At 71.9% G+C, this 13,399-nt stretch carries 13 protein-coding genes; 3 read left to right on the plus strand and 10 right to left on the minus strand.

What is annotated here, in order from left to right:
• Positions 1-152: 152 nt before the first annotated feature.
• Positions 153-1,481, minus strand: a complete 1,329-nt coding sequence (locus AB0946_RS29090; RefSeq protein ID WP_171152116.1) for a TRAM domain-containing protein — start codon at positions 1,479-1,481, stop codon at positions 153-155.
• A 97-nt stretch (positions 1,482-1,578) separates the two neighbouring features.
• Positions 1,579-3,627, minus strand: coding sequence for an APC family permease (locus AB0946_RS29095; RefSeq protein WP_366763637.1), 2,049 nt, complete (start codon positions 3,625-3,627; stop codon positions 1,579-1,581).
• Between the two features lie 374 nt (positions 3,628-4,001).
• On the opposite strand from AB0946_RS29095, the gene AB0946_RS29100 reads away from it, so the two are divergent.
• Together AB0946_RS29100 and AB0946_RS29105 are read left to right on the plus strand one after the other, a co-directional pair.
• Positions 4,002-4,673, plus strand: coding sequence for a TrkA family potassium uptake protein (locus tag AB0946_RS29100; protein ID WP_089104280.1), 672 nt, complete (start codon positions 4,002-4,004; stop codon positions 4,671-4,673).
• Entirely contained in the window at positions 4,673-5,341 is a 669-nt protein-coding gene (locus tag AB0946_RS29105) for a TrkA family potassium uptake protein (RefSeq protein ID WP_014675525.1), read from the plus strand. The genes AB0946_RS29100 and AB0946_RS29105 overlap by 1 nt, the downstream gene beginning before the upstream one ends.
• Positions 5,342-5,441: 100 nt before the next feature.
• Here AB0946_RS29105 and AB0946_RS29110 read toward each other — a convergent pair whose 3' ends face one another.
• The 8 genes from AB0946_RS29110 to AB0946_RS29145 form a co-directional block, all read right to left on the minus strand.
• On the minus strand, positions 5,442-6,191 hold the full coding sequence (locus AB0946_RS29110) for a DUF3159 domain-containing protein (protein ID WP_366763638.1): 750 nt from the start codon (positions 6,189-6,191) through the stop codon (positions 5,442-5,444).
• Positions 6,192-6,194: 3 nt separating this feature from the next.
• Positions 6,195-6,593 carry an OB-fold nucleic acid binding domain-containing protein gene (locus AB0946_RS29115; protein ID WP_171152122.1) on the minus strand — a complete coding sequence of 133 codons (399 nt, stop codon included), beginning with the start codon at positions 6,591-6,593 and terminating at the stop codon, positions 6,195-6,197.
• Between the two features lie 79 nt (positions 6,594-6,672).
• Entirely contained in the window at positions 6,673-7,392 is a 720-nt protein-coding gene (locus AB0946_RS29120) for a response regulator (protein ID WP_366763639.1), read from the minus strand.
• Entirely contained in the window at positions 7,386-9,944 is a 2,559-nt protein-coding gene (locus tag AB0946_RS29125; RefSeq protein ID WP_366763640.1) for a sensor histidine kinase KdpD, read from the minus strand. Before AB0946_RS29125 ends, AB0946_RS29120 begins: the two co-directional genes overlap by 7 nt.
• Positions 9,945-10,078: 134 nt before the next feature.
• Positions 10,079-10,771: an ABC transporter ATP-binding protein gene (locus tag AB0946_RS29130; protein ID WP_366763641.1), complete on the minus strand. Its 693-nt coding sequence runs from the start codon at positions 10,769-10,771 to the stop codon at positions 10,079-10,081.
• 199 nt (positions 10,772-10,970) lie between these two features.
• Positions 10,971-11,732, minus strand: a complete 762-nt coding sequence (locus tag AB0946_RS29135) for a DUF3710 domain-containing protein (protein WP_366763642.1) — start codon at positions 11,730-11,732, stop codon at positions 10,971-10,973.
• Between the two features lies 1 nt (position 11,733).
• On the minus strand, positions 11,734-12,285 hold the full coding sequence (dut, locus tag AB0946_RS29140; RefSeq protein WP_189881229.1) for a dUTP diphosphatase: 552 nt from the start codon (positions 12,283-12,285) through the stop codon (positions 11,734-11,736).
• A complete protein-coding gene (locus AB0946_RS29145; protein ID WP_366763643.1) occupies positions 12,282-12,866 on the minus strand; it encodes a PaaI family thioesterase in 585 nt (194 codons plus the stop codon). The genes dut and AB0946_RS29145 overlap by 4 nt, the downstream gene beginning before the upstream one ends.
• Positions 12,867-12,924: 58 nt before the next feature.
• On the opposite strand from AB0946_RS29145, the gene AB0946_RS29150 reads away from it, so the two are divergent.
• Positions 12,925-13,389 carry a DUF3093 domain-containing protein gene (locus tag AB0946_RS29150; RefSeq protein ID WP_366763644.1) on the plus strand — a complete coding sequence of 155 codons (465 nt, stop codon included), beginning with the start codon at positions 12,925-12,927 and terminating at the stop codon, positions 13,387-13,389.
• The last annotated feature ends 10 nt before the right edge of the window (positions 13,390-13,399 follow it).

Below are 13,399 nucleotides of genomic sequence, written 5' to 3' on the forward strand. Positions count from 1 at the left end.
CCCGCGCGGAATGACGTGTCCATCTCCTCGTCACCGACCGGGACCATAGGTCACGCCCGTACGTCGGGCATGCTGCCTGCCCCACGTCATGCCCCCGTGGAAACAGGTCGGCAGGACCGGCAGAGACCCGGCACTCCAGAGGAACGGGCAGGTCAGGAGCCCTTTGCTGCGGGCTCCAAAATCGCCACGCACTCCACATGATGCGTCATCGGAAACAGATCGAACGCCCGCAGCGTCCGCACCCGGTAGCCGCCCTCCCGGAAGTACCCCAGGTCCCGGGCCAGCGCAGCGGGATCGCAGGCGACGTAGGCGATGCGGCGGGCGCCGAGGGAGGACAGGTGGGCGACCGTGTCGCGGCCGGCGCCGGCGCGGGGCGGGTCGAGGACGATCAGGTCGACCTCGGTGATGCCGGTGCGCGGCAGGACCGACTCGACCTTGCCCTGCTCGACGCGGACCCGCGGGAAGTCGGCCAGGTTGTGCCGCGCGTCCTCGACCGCCCGCTTGCCGGACTCGATGCCGAGGACCGCGCCCTTCTCGCCGAGACGGTCGGCGAGCGCGCCGGCGAAGAGGCCGACGCCGCAGTACAGGTCAAGGGCCGTCTCGCCCTTGCGGGGCAGCAGGCCCTGCATGACGGCGGTGACAAGCGTGTCCGCCGCCTTCGGGTGGACCTGCCAGAAGCCGCCGTTGCCCACCCGGTGCGTACGGCCGTCCGCGCGTTCGCGGACGAAGGGACGGCCGTGGACGCGGTGCACTCCGCCGGACTTCTCGTCGACCCGCAGGACCGACACCGGCCGGTCCAGTTCGACCAGCGGCAGGCGGGCGCCCGGGCGCGGGGTGAGAATCACCTGGCGGTCCTGGGAGCCGGTCGCCGCGACGGCCTCGACCGAATCCATGCCGGTCCAGTCCCGCTTCTCGATGCCCAGCTCGCTCACGCCGGCCGCCGCGATCATGCAGTGGTCGATGCGCTCGACCTCGTGCGAGCGGTGCCGGCGCAGACCGGCGTGGCCCTCGGCGTCGACGGCGTACTGGACGCGGGTGCGCCACTGCGGGACCTGGCCGGCGGGCAGCTTGTCGCCCTCGGCCGGGACCACGGTGCCGTCCCAGCCCGCCTCCTCGGGGGTGAGGCCGGCGAGCCGCTGGAGCTGCTCGGCGATGACGTCGGCCTTCAGCCGGCGCTGGGCGCCCGGCTTGGCGTGCTGCCAGTCGCAGCCGCCGCAGCGGCCGGGGCCGGCGAAGGGGCAGGGGGCCTCGATGCGGTCCTTGGACGCCTCCAGGACCCGTACGGCGTCCGCGCGCAGGAAGCGGGCGCCTTCCTCCCCCTCGGTCACCCTCGCCACCACCCGCTCGCCGGGCAGCGCGTGCCGGACGAAGAGCACCTGTCCCCCGGGGGTACGGGCGATGCAGTGGCCGCCGTGGGCGACGGGGCCGATTTCGACCTCGTACTCCTCGCCCACCAGAGACTTGGTCGGTTCTGCCTGCATGGTGGGGTGACTCCAGACCGGGAAATCGGGGAACGGGGGCGGCCCGCACCGGCGGGCCCGACAACAGCCCACCAGTCTACGGCCTCCCCATCGCGCCTCAGTCCTTGGCCGACGGCTCCTTCGGCCGCTCCACGGCCGGGCCCCGCCGGACCGCGCCCGGCGCGTTCCACTCCTGCCGCCTGCGGGCCCGCAGCTTGGCCGCCTCCGAGGACTGCAGCTGGTACGGCACCGAGGTCACCATGATCCCCGGCGTGAACAGCAGGCGCCCCTTGAGCCGCAGTGCGCTCTGGTTGTGCAGCAGGTGCTCGTACCAGTGGCCGACCACGTACTCGGGGATGATCACGGAGACCGCGTCGCGCGGGGACTCCTTGCGCAGTCCCTTGACGTACTCGATGATCGGCCGCGTGATCTCGCGGTACGGCGAGTCCAGGACCTTGAGCGGTACGTCGATCCCGCGCCGCTCCCACTCCTCGCGCAGCGCCTTGGTCTCGGCCGGGTCGACGTTGACGGTCAGCGCCTCCAGGGTGTCCGAGCGCATCAGCTTGGCGTAGGCCAGGGCGCGCAGCGTCGGACGGTGGATCTTCGAGATCAGCACCACCGAGTGCACCCGGGACGGGCGGACCATGTCGTCGGCCGGACCCTCGGGCGCGGCGATCTCCTCGGCGACCCGGTCGTAGTGCTTCCGGATCGCGGTCATCGTCGCGTAGAAGATGCACATGCCGAGCAGCGCCACCCAGGCGCCGTGGGTGAACTTGGTGACCAGCACGACGACGAGCACCAGGCCGGTGAAGAAGGCGCCGAACGCGTTGATCGCGCGGGAGCGGACCATGTGGCTGCGCCTGGCCGGGTCCTTCTCTACCCGCAGGTGACGGTTCCAGTGCCGGACCATGCCGGTCTGGCTGAGCGTGAAGGAGACGAACACGCCGACGATGTACAGCTGGATCAGGCGGGTGGAGTCGGCGCCGTAGATGAAGACCAGCAGCATCGCCGCGCCCGCGAGCAGCACGATGCCGTTGGAGAAGGCGAGCCGGTCGCCGCGGGTGTGCAGCTGGCGCGGCAGGTAGCGGTCCTGGGCGAGGATCGAGCCGAGCAGCGGGAAGCCGTTGTACGCCGTGTTCGCGGCCAGGAACAGGACGAGCGCGGTGGCGGCGGCGAGGAGGACGAACAGGAAGCTGCCCTTGCCGAAGACCGCCTCGGCGACCTGGGAGATCACCGGGTTCTGGACGTAGCCGGGGCCGAGCGGGACGCCGTTGTGCAGCAGATCGGTGGCCGGCCTCTCGGCCATGCGGACCTTGGTGGTCATGGCGAGCGCGATGATGCCGCAGAACATGGTGACGGCCAGCAGGCCCATCATGGCGAGGGTCGTGGCCGCGTTCTTCGACTTGGGCTTGCGGAAGGCCGGGACGCCGTTGGAGATGGCCTCGACGCCGGTGAGGGCGGCACAGCCGGAGGAGAAGGCGCGCAGCAGCAGGAAGACGAGCGCGAAGCCCGCGAGGCCCTGGTGCTCGGCCTTGATGTGGTAGGCGGCGGTCGGCGCCCGCATGGTGTCTCCGAGGACCAGGCCGCGGAAGGCGCCCCACGCGATCATGATGAAGACGCCGCCGACGAACACGTAGGTCGGGATCGCGAAGAGCTTGCCCGACTCCTTCACGCCCCGCAGGTTCATGAGCGTCAGCAGCACGATCACGGCGGCCGCGCAGAAGACCTTGTGCTCGACCACGAAGGGGATCGCGGAGCCGAGGTTCTCGATGCCGGAGGAGATGGAGACGGCGACGGTCAGGACGTAGTCCACGAGCAGGGCGCTGGCCACGGTGAGGCCGGCCTTGGGGCCGAGGTTGGTGGTCGCGACCTCGTAGTCGCCGCCGCCGCTCGGGTAGGCGTGCACGTTCTGCCGGTAGGAGGCGACCACGGTGAACATCAGCACCACGACCGCGACCGCGATCCAGGGGCTGAAGTGGTACGCCGACACGCCCGCGATGGACAGGACCAGCAGGACCTCCCCCGGCGCGTAGGCGACGGAGGACAGCGGGTCGGAAGCGAAGACGGGGAGTGCGATGCGCTTCGGCAGGAGCGTTTCGCCCAGCCGGTCACTGCGCAGTGCGCGCCCGATCAGGATCCGTTTGGGCACGTCGGTCAGTTTGGACACGAGAGAGGATCGTAAGCCTTCGAACTGGCACCCGCCCACCCGGCGTGCTGGATCTGCCTCACGAGTGAAATCGGGGGCGCACGGAACTACGGAATCCGTGCTTCGTGTGCCCGCCGTGCCTAGATGGCAAACCCCGCCTGTCATCGCACTTCGGAGGTTCCATGCCCGCGACCGCGGAGCTGATCGGGGCGCTGCTCGCCCTCGGCGGCCTCGGAATCCTGACCTTGTGCAGCGTGCGCAGCATCACTCGCCGGCGGCTCCCGCCACCTCCCGCGGCACAGGGGTGCCCGCCGCGCGGCGCCCGTGTGTAGCTTTGGGCGTCGGTCTGAGACCCTGATGCTGAGCAGTAGCTTTTGGACACCGGAAGGACGGTCGTGCACATCGTCATCATGGGCTGCGGAAGAGTGGGTTCCGCTCTTGCCCAGACCCTGGAGCAACAGGGACACACGGTCGCCGTGATCGACCAGGACCCCACCGCCTTCCGCCGGCTGGGCCCGGGATTCGGGGGCCGCCGGGTCACCGGGGTCGGCTTCGACCAGGACACCCTGCGCGAGGCGGGCATCGAGGAGGCCGGCGCCTTCGCCGCCGTCTCCAGCGGCGACAACTCCAACATCATCTCCGCGCGCGTGGCACGCGAGATGTTCGGCGTGGAGAACGTGGCCGCCCGGATCTACGACCCCCGCCGTGCCGAGGTCTACCAGCGTCTGGGCATCCCCACCGTGGCCACGGTGCGCTGGACCGCCGACCAGATGCTGCGCCGGCTGCTGCCGTCCGGGGCCGAGCCGCTGTGGCGCGATCCCACCGGCGGGGTGCAGCTGGCCGAGGTGCACGCCTCCCCGAAGTGGGTCGGCCACAAGATCAGCAAGCTCCAGGAGGAGACGGGCGTCCGGGTGGCGTTCCTGACCCGCCTGGGCGAGGCGATGCTGCCCACCTCGCAGACGGTGCTGCAGGAGGGCGACCTCGTGCACGTGATGATGCGGACGGACGACGTGGACAAGGTCGAGGCGGCGTTCGCCGGTGGCCCGGAAGAGGAGGGCGGTCACTGATGAGGGTCGCCATTGCCGGGGCCGGTGCCGTCGGCCGCTCGATCGCGGGCGAGCTGCTGGAGAACGGCCATGAGGTCCTGCTGATCGACAAGGCGCCGACCGCCATCTCGGTCGAGCGCGTCCCGCAGGCGGAGTGGCTGCTCGCCGACGCCTGCGAGATCACCTCCCTGGACGAGGCGGCGCTGCAGCGCTGCAACGTCGTGATCGCCGCGACCGGCGACGACAAGGTGAACCTGGTCGTCTCCCTGCTCGCCAAGACTGAGTACGGCGTTCCGCGCGTCGTGGCCCGGGTGAACAACCCGAAGAACGAGTGGCTGTTCAACGAGGCCTGGGGCGTCGACGTCGCCGTCTCCACCCCGCGCCTGATGTCCGCCCTGGTCGAGGAGGCCGTGAGCGTCGGCGACCTGGTCCGGCTGCTCCGCTTCAGCCACGGTGACGCCAACCTCGTCGAGCTGACCCTGCCGGAGGAGTCGGCGCTGGCCGGCACCCAGGTCGGGGACGTGCAGTGGCCGGAGGACACCTCCCTGGTCACGATCATCCGCGGCACCCGTGTGCTGACGCCCTCCAAGGAGGACTCCCTGGAGCCGGGCGACGAACTCCTCTTCGTGGCCGCGCAGGCCCGGGAGGAGCAGCTGGAGGACCTGCTGTCGGTGCGGCGCGAGGACTGACCGCACGACGACGAAGGGCGCCCCTGTCGCCGGGGGCGCCCTTCGTCGTGCACGCGCTGAAGTCACCCGGCGGAGCCTGTCCGGCCCCTCCGGGGCCCGCTCAGCCCTCCCGGCGGTGCCGGCCGCCGGCCGCCTCTGCGGCGGCCTTCCTCTCCTCGGCCGCCTTCTCCTCCGCCTCCATCTCCGCGAACACGTCGATCGGCGCGGGCGCCTTGACGAGGAAGACCCAGGTCAGCCACACCGCCAGCAGGAACGGTGGGATCTTGAGGATGACCAGGACCCAGCCGAGCTGCGTGGTGTCGGCCCACCAGTACAGCGGGAAGAGGATCGCGCACTTGGCGAGCAGGATCAGGCCCCAGGCCCAACTGGCCTTGGCGTACGCCTTCTTGCGGCCCGGGTTGCGGGTGCGCCAGGAGAGGTTCTCCTTGAAGACCGGGCCGAGGATGAGCCCGAGCAGGGGCACACCGGCCAGCGTCGTGACGATGTACGCCAGCGCCAGGCCGAGCGTGTAGAGCATGCCGGGGAGGTAGAAGTCCTTGGCGTTGCCGGTGAACATCGCGAACACGACGCCGAAGGCCACGCCGAAGACGCCGCTGAAGGCGTGCTTGACGGTGTCCTTCATCGCCAGCCGGACGACCACCAGGATCAGCGACAGGGCCAGCGCGGCGATCGCCGCCATGTGCAGGTTCTTGTTGACCGTGAAGATCGCGACGAAGAGCAGGCCCGGCAGGACCGTCTCGACCATGCCGCGGACCCCGCCGAAGGCCTCGAACAGCGCCGCCTCGGTCACCGCGCGGGCGTCGGGCTGAGTCTGGTCGGTGTCTTGGGTCGGCTTGTCGAGGGACGTCACCGGCTACTCCCGTCCGAGGGGTCGCAGTTCGTATTTGGGGTTGAACAGCACCCGGCGGCCCCGGCTCATCGAGATCCGGCCCGATGCGATCAGCTTGCGCCCCGGTTCTATCCCCACGATGGAGCGCCTGCCGAGCCACACCACGTCCAGCGCGGCGGTGCCGTCGAACAGCTCGGCCTCCAGGGCCGGGACTCCGGCACGCGGGCGCAGGGTGACCGTGCGCAAGGTACCAGTTACGGTGACGATCTGCCGGTCGTGACAGTCACCGATCTTCGTGCACCCGGCCGTCTCCGCGTCCTCGCGCAGCTCCTCGGACTCCAGGTCCTCCTGCGACGAGGAGAGCCGGTCGAGCATGCGCCGGAACCGGCCGGCCGGCTTTTCGGAACGAGGAACAGCAGTCATACCTGAAGCGTACCGGGGTGCGCCGACGGGGCCGTAGCGCAGCTCACGTCCACAGCGCGCCTCCTCCCCGCGGACCGGTTCAGGTCTCGAACCGGTATCCCATCCCCGGCTCGGTGATGAAGTGCTTCGGGTGCGACGGGTCGGACTCCAGCTTCCGGCGCAGCTGGGCCATGTAGACCCGCAGGTAGTTGCTCTCGGTCCCGTACGACGGCCCCCACACCTCCTGGAGCAGCTGTCTCTGGCTGACCAGCCGGCCGGTGTTGCGGACCAGCACCTCCAGCAGGTGCCACTCGGTCGGGGTGAGCCGGACGTCCCTGCCGCCCCGGTTGACCTTCTTGGCGGCGAGGTCGACGGTGAACCCCGCGGTCTCCACGGTCGTCACATCGTCCTCGCCCGGCCCGGCCGGCTCGGCCCGGCGGACGGCGGCCCGCAGCCGCGCCAGCAGCTCGTCCATGCCGAACGGCTTGGTCACGTAGTCGTCGGCGCCCGCGTCCAGCGCCTCCACCTTCTCGTCGGAGGAGTGGCGGGCGGACAGCACCAGGATCGGCACCCGGGTCCAGCCGCGCAGCCCCCTGATCACCTCGACGCCGTCCATGTCGGGCAGTCCCAGGTCGAGGACGACGACGTCGGGGTGGCGGGAGGCGGCGAGTTCCAGCGCGGTCCTGCCGTCGGCGGCCGCGTCGACCTCGTACTTGCGCGCCTTGAGGTTGATCACGAGGGCGCGCACGATCTGCGGCTCGTCGTCGACCACGAGCACCCTCACGGGGGCCTGGGGGGTCTCCCCAGCCGGGCTCACCATGTGGCCTGCCTTTCGGGTTCGGTACGGGGCTCCCCGGCGGGGAGCGGCTCGGGGCGCGGTCCCGCCGCGCGCAGGCTCAGCACCATGGTGAGCCCGCCGCCCGGCGTGTCCTCGGCCGTGAGGGTGCCGCCCATGGCCTCGGCGAAGCCCCGGGCGACCGCGAGGCCGAGCCCCACGCCGGCGCCGCGCGGTGCGTCACCGTACCGCTGGAAGGGCTCGAAGATGCGGTCCTTGGCCTCGTCCGGGACGCCCGGGCCGCGGTCCACCACGCGCACCTCCACGCGGTCGGCGATGGCGCTCGCGGCCACCAGCACGGGCCGCCCGGGCGGGCTGTACTTGACGGCGTTCTCCACCAGGTTGGCCACCGACCGCTCCAGCAGCCCGGGGTCGACGGCGACCATGGGCAGCGTCTCGGGCACGTCCAGCTCCACGCTGTCCTCGGGTACGCCGCCCAGGGCCATCGGTACGACCTCGTCGACGTCGATCTCGCGGATCAGCGGGGTGACCGTGCCCGTCTGGAGGCGGGACATGTCCAGCAGGTTGCCCACGAGGTGGTCGAGCCGGTCGGCGCCCTCCTCGATGCCCTCCAGCAGCTCCGCCTGGTCCTCCTCGGACCAGGCGACGTCGTCGGAGCGCAGGGAGGACACGGCGGCCTTGATGCCGGCCAGCGGGGTGCGCAGGTCGTGGCTGACGGCGGCCAGCAGGGCGGTGCGGATGCGGTTGCCCTCGGCGAGCGTGCGGGCCCGGTCGGCCTCCTCCTTCAGGCGCCTGCGGTCGAGCACGACGGCGGCCTGGGCGGCGAACGCGGCGAGCACCCGGCGGTCCGCCGCGGGCAGCACCCGGCCGGTGAGCGCCAGTGCCATGTGGTCGCCGACGGGCACGTCGACGTCGGCGTCCTCGGGGCGTTCCAGCGGCGGCCCGAAACCGGCGCGGCCCGCGCACGTCCAGGGCGCCACGTCGCTCGCGCGTTCCAGCAGGGCGGCCGACTCCATGGCGAAGGTCTCGCGGACCCGTTCCAGCAGTTCCTCCAGGCTCGTCTCGCCCCGCAGCACGTTGCCCGCGAGGAAGGAGAGGATCTCGGACTCGGCGCGCAGCCGGGCGGCCTGGTGGGTGCGCCGGGCGGCGAGGTCGACCACCGAGGCGACCGCCATCCCCACCCCGAAGAAGATCGCGATGGCGACGATGTTCTTGGGGTCGGCGACGGTCAGCCGGTGCAGCGGCGGGGTGTAGAAGTAGTTCAGCAGCAGCGAGCCGAAGGCCGCCGAGGCCAGCGCGGGCAGCAGGCCGCCGAGCAGGGCCGCCGCGACGGTGACGGCCAGGAACAGCAGCATGTCGTTGGCGAGGCCGAGGTCGACGGTGTTCAGCAGCACCGCGAGGATCGCGGGACCGGCCAGGCCGACCGCCCAGCCCCAGACGATCCGGGCCCGCCCGAGCCGGCCGCCCCGGGCCACGGGCAGTCCCCGCCCCTTGGCGACCTCCTCGTGGGTGACGATGTGCACGTCCAGGTCGGGGCCGGAGTCCCGGGCGACCGTGGCGCCGACGCCGGGCCCGAAGACATACTGCCAGGCCTTGCGGCGCGAGGAGCCGAGCACGATCTGGGTGGCGTTGACCCCGCGGGCGAAGTCGAGCAGGGCGGCCGGGACGTCGTCGCCGACCACCTGGTGGAACGTTCCGCCGAGGTCTTCGACCAGGGTGCGCTGGACGGCCAGTTCCTTCGGGGAGGCCGAGGACAGCCCGTCGCTGCGGGCGATGTAGACGGCCATGACCTCGCCGCCGGCACCCTTCTCGGCGAGCCGGGTGGCCCGGCGGATCAGGGTGCGTCCCTCGGGACCGCCGGTCAGGCCCACCACGATCCGCTCCCGGGAGCCCCATATCGCCGAGACCCGGTGCTCGCTGCGGTAGGCGTTCAGGTACGCGTCGACCCGGTCGGCCACCCACAGCAGCGCCAGCTCGCGCAGGGCGGTGAGGTTGCCGGGGCGGAAGTAGTTGGACAGGGCCGCGTCGACCTTGTCCGGCTGGTAGATGTTGCCGTGGGCCATGCGGCGGCGCAGGGCCTGCGGGGACATGTCGACCAGCTCGATGTCGTCGGCCCGCCGTACGACCTCGTCCGGTACGGTCTCCCGCTGCCGCACCCCGGTGATCGACTCGACCACGTCGCCGAGTGACTCCAGGTGCTGGATGTTGACGGTGGAGACCACGTCGATGCCGGCGGCCAGCAGTTCCTCCACGTCCTGCCAGCGCTTGGCGTTGCGGGAGCCGGGGACGTTGGTGTGGGCCAGCTCGTCCACGAGGGCGACGGCGGGCGCCCGGCGCAGCACGGCCTCGACGTCCATCTCGCCGAAGACGGCATCCCGGTACTCCAGCTGTCTGCGCGGCACCTGCTCCAGGCCGTGCAGCATCACCTCGGTGCGCGGCCGGCCGTGGCTCTCCACCAGCGCGACCACGCAGTCGGTGCCCCGTTCGACCCGGCGGTGCGCCTCGGCGAGCATCGCGTAGGTCTTGCCCACGCCCGGTGCCGCACCGAGGTAGATCCGAAGCTTGCCGCGTGCCATGGCCCCATTGTCTTCCCGTGCCTGTCGCCTACGCAGCGTCGACCTTACGGCCCACGACCACGGCGAACGGGACGGGGAGCGGGAGCGGCCCGCAACTTTGACGCAACCCTGATGACCTCGCCGGGCGGCGCGGCTCAGTCTTCGGTGATCTCCCCGTCGCGCAGCTCCAGCACCCGGTCGGCCAGGTCCAGCAGGGTCGCGTCGTGCGTGGCGACCAGCGCCGTGACCTGCTCGCTGCGGACGACGGCGCGCAGCAGCTCCATGACGGCGTGCCCGGTCTCGGCGTCGAGCTGGCCGGTGGGCTCGTCCGCGATGAGCAGGGCGGGCCGGTTGGCGAGGGCCCGTGCGATGGCGACCCGCTGCTGCTGGCCGCCGGACAGCTCACCGGGCCGCTGGGCCGCGTGCCCGGCGAGCCCCACGAGGGAGAGCAGCAGTCCGACCCGCTCCTCGCGCTCGCGCGGGTCGGCCCGACGCAGCCGCAGCGGTACGCCGACGTTCTCGGCGGCGCTCAGGATCGGTATGAGCCCGAAGGACTGGAACACGAACCCGACCCGGTCCCGCCGCAGCCGCAGCAGCTCGTTCTCGCCGAGCCGGGCGAGATCCCGCCCCTCGACCTCCACCCGGCCCCGGTCGGGGGTGTCCAGCCCGCCGACGATGTTCAGCAGGGTGGTCTTGCCGGACCCCGACCGCCCTTTCAGGGCCACGAGTTCCCCGCGGGGCACCTCGAAGGAGACCCCGCGCAACGCGTGCACGGCGGCGGCCCCCACGCCGTACGACTTGTGCACACCCTCGACCCGCACCATGGTCTCGGTGACCACGTGGCTCATGTCCCCTCCCCCGGTCGACCGCGCATCAGTATCACCGGTCGGGCAGCGCCCCGTAAGGGGCGCGGGGAACTGCGCGATCCGCCACGGGGAACCCGCACCCGGGCGACGGCGGATCCTCCATGGCGGGACCCCGCAAGAAGGCGGGCCGCGCCCTGGAGGCACGGCCCGCCGAGATGAACGGCTGAACCCGGTGAAGCGCCTAGCGGACTTCCGTGATCTCGGGACCCCGCTGCAACTGCCCCATACCCCCGGAGAACCGCGAGCCCTCCTCCTGCTGGACCCCCTCGGGAACCATCTGCGCGTCGTTGGGCAGCTTGAGGACGATCGGGTCGCGCGGGGCCATCGGGCCCTCGCCACGGACCACGACGGTGTCCCGGAAGATCTGCTCCAGCAGCCCGGCCGCCTGCGGCTGCACCGCGCCCTGGCCGGAGATCACCCCGCGCAGGAACCACCGCGGGCCGTCCACGCCGACGAACCGGACGACCTGGAAGCCGCCGGTGCCGTCGGGCAGCTGCACCGGAACCTGGGCGCGCAGCTCCCATCCGAGCGGGCCCTCGACCTCGTCGACGATCCCACCCTGCTGGGTGATGCCGGACGCGATCTCCTCGCGGACCTCGCCCCAGATGCCCTCGCGCTTGGGCGCGGCGAACGCCTGGAGCTGGACGGCGCTGTCGCGCAGCACGACGGTCGCGGCGACGATGGCGTCCCCGGCGACCTCGACCCGCAGTTCCATGCCGTCGACGCCCGGTACGAACAGACCGCCGAGGTCCACGCGGCCCTCGGCCGGGTCGCGCACCTCGCTGCTGTCCCACGGCCCGTCGGGCCGGGGTCCGGGCTCCAGCCGGACGCGCTCGCGCTCGGCCTCCACCTCGTCCGCCTCGGTGTCGACGCTGTCGACGACCTGCTCGGCCTCGCCGGCCGCGTCCTCGGCGGCACCCTTCTTCTTGCGACGTCCGAACACGTCACTGTCCTTCCCGGTCGGATACGACCGCAGCGTATCGATTCCCACCCGTCGGACCGCCCTCGGCGGCCTGACCGCTTGTGCCGCTCTCGCCGCCCACCGCGGCATGGCCACCGGTGGACCCGAAGCCCCCTTCGGCCCGCGCCGAGCCGGGAAGTTCCGCGACCTCCTGGAAGCGGACCCTCTCGACCTGCTGGACGACCAGTTGGGCAATCCGGTCGAAGCGCTCGAACCGCACGCTCTCGCGCGGGTCGAGATTCACCACGATCACCTTGATCTCCCCACGGTACCCGGCATCAACCGTCCCCGGGGCATTCACGAGGGCGACACCGCAGCGGGCGGCGAGACCGGAACGCGGATGCACGAAGGCCGCGTACCCCTCGGGCAGGGCGATCGACACACCCGTGGGCAGGACGGCCCGTTCCCCGGGCGCCAGTTCGCACGCCTCGGTGGTGCGCAGGTCGGCTCCGGCGTCCCCGGGGTGCTCGTACGCCGGAAGGGGTACGTCCGCGTCGACGCGCCGGATCAGGACGTTCAGCGGGTCTCGGCTCACGGGTTCACCTCGAAGGCGCGGGTGCGCCGGATCTGGTCCGGGTCGTTCATGGCGGCCCGGATCTCCTCCTCGCGGCCGTGGTCGATGAAGTGGTCGACCTTGACCTCGACGAAGAGGGCGTCGGCGCGCACGGCGAGCGGTCCGCCGGGGCCGCCGAGGCGCCCGGCGGCCGTGCAGTAGATCTTCCGCCCGGCGACGGCGGTGACCTCGGCCTCCAGGTACAGCGTGGTGCCGACGGGCACGGGCCGCACGAAGTCGGTCTCCAGCCGTCCGGTGACGGCGATGGTGCGCAGCAGCCAGTTCAGCGAGCCGAGGGTCTCGTCCAGGGCCGTGGCGAGCACTCCGCCGTGCGCGAGCCCCGGAGCGCCCTGGTGGGCGGGCTGCACGGTGAACTCGGCGGTCAGCGAGACGCCCTCGCCGGCCCGGGCCTCCAGGTGCAGCCCGTGCGGCTGTCCGGGACCGCATCCGAAACAGTGTTCGTAGTGGGCGCCGAGGAGCTCCCCGGGCGCGGGCGCGTCGGGGTGCCGTACCGGTTTCACCGCGTCGGCAGGGGGCTGAAGAGCTGCGGAACTACCACTCACAGGCGCAGACCTTACCCGCGCGTCGGGCTTGTGCGGATCCCGTGCCAAGCTTGGCTTCATGCAGCTCTCCGCCACCCCGTACGAAGAACGCCTCACCGCCCCCCGGTCGTGGTGGCTGATCAGCTTCCTGGTGGGGGTCTCGTTCGCCCTGATACTGCTGCCTTTCGGCACGCTGCCGCTGCTCGGCGGACTGGTCGGCGGCACGGCCGCGGCGGCGGTGGTGGCCAGCGCCTACGGTTCCCCGCGCATCCGGGTCGTCGGCGACTCCCTGATCGCCGGCGAGGCGAAGATCCCGGTGGCGGCGCTGGGCGAGACGCAGATCCTGGACGCGGAGGAGGCCCGCGCCTGGCGGACGTACAAGGCCGACACCCGGGCGTTCCTGCTGCTGCGCGCCTACATCCCGACGGCGCTGCGCGTGGAGGTCACGGACCCGCAGGACCCGACGCCGTACCTGTACCTGTCGACGCGGGAGCCGGAGAAGCTGGCCGCGGCGATCGAGGCGGCCCGCAAGGCGCACGCCTGAGGACCTTCGT

Source organism: Streptomyces sp. NPDC046870 (assembly GCF_040704595.1).
GTDB lineage: Bacteria > Actinomycetota > Actinomycetes > Streptomycetales > Streptomycetaceae > Streptomyces > Streptomyces argyrophylli.

Excerpts from the sequence above, each read along its gene's own strand:
- AB0946_RS29090 (WP_171152116.1), bottom strand. The coding sequence starts at position 1,481 with ATGCAGGCAGAACCGACCAAGTCTCTGGTGGGCGAGGAGTACGAGGTC.
- AB0946_RS29105 (WP_014675525.1), top strand. The coding sequence starts at position 4,673 with ATGAGGGTCGCCATTGCCGGGGCCGGTGCCGTCGGCCGCTCGATCGCG.
- AB0946_RS29115 (WP_171152122.1), bottom strand. The coding sequence starts at position 6,593 with ATGACTGCTGTTCCTCGTTCCGAAAAGCCGGCCGGCCGGTTCCGGCGC.
- AB0946_RS29120 (WP_366763639.1), bottom strand. The coding sequence starts at position 7,392 with ATGGTGAGCCCGGCTGGGGAGACCCCCCAGGCCCCCGTGAGGGTGCTC.
- AB0946_RS29125 (WP_366763640.1), bottom strand. The coding sequence starts at position 9,944 with ATGGCACGCGGCAAGCTTCGGATCTACCTCGGTGCGGCACCGGGCGTG.
- AB0946_RS29130 (WP_366763641.1), bottom strand. The coding sequence starts at position 10,771 with ATGAGCCACGTGGTCACCGAGACCATGGTGCGGGTCGAGGGTGTGCAC.
- AB0946_RS29150 (WP_366763644.1), top strand. The coding sequence starts at position 12,925 with ATGCAGCTCTCCGCCACCCCGTACGAAGAACGCCTCACCGCCCCCCGG.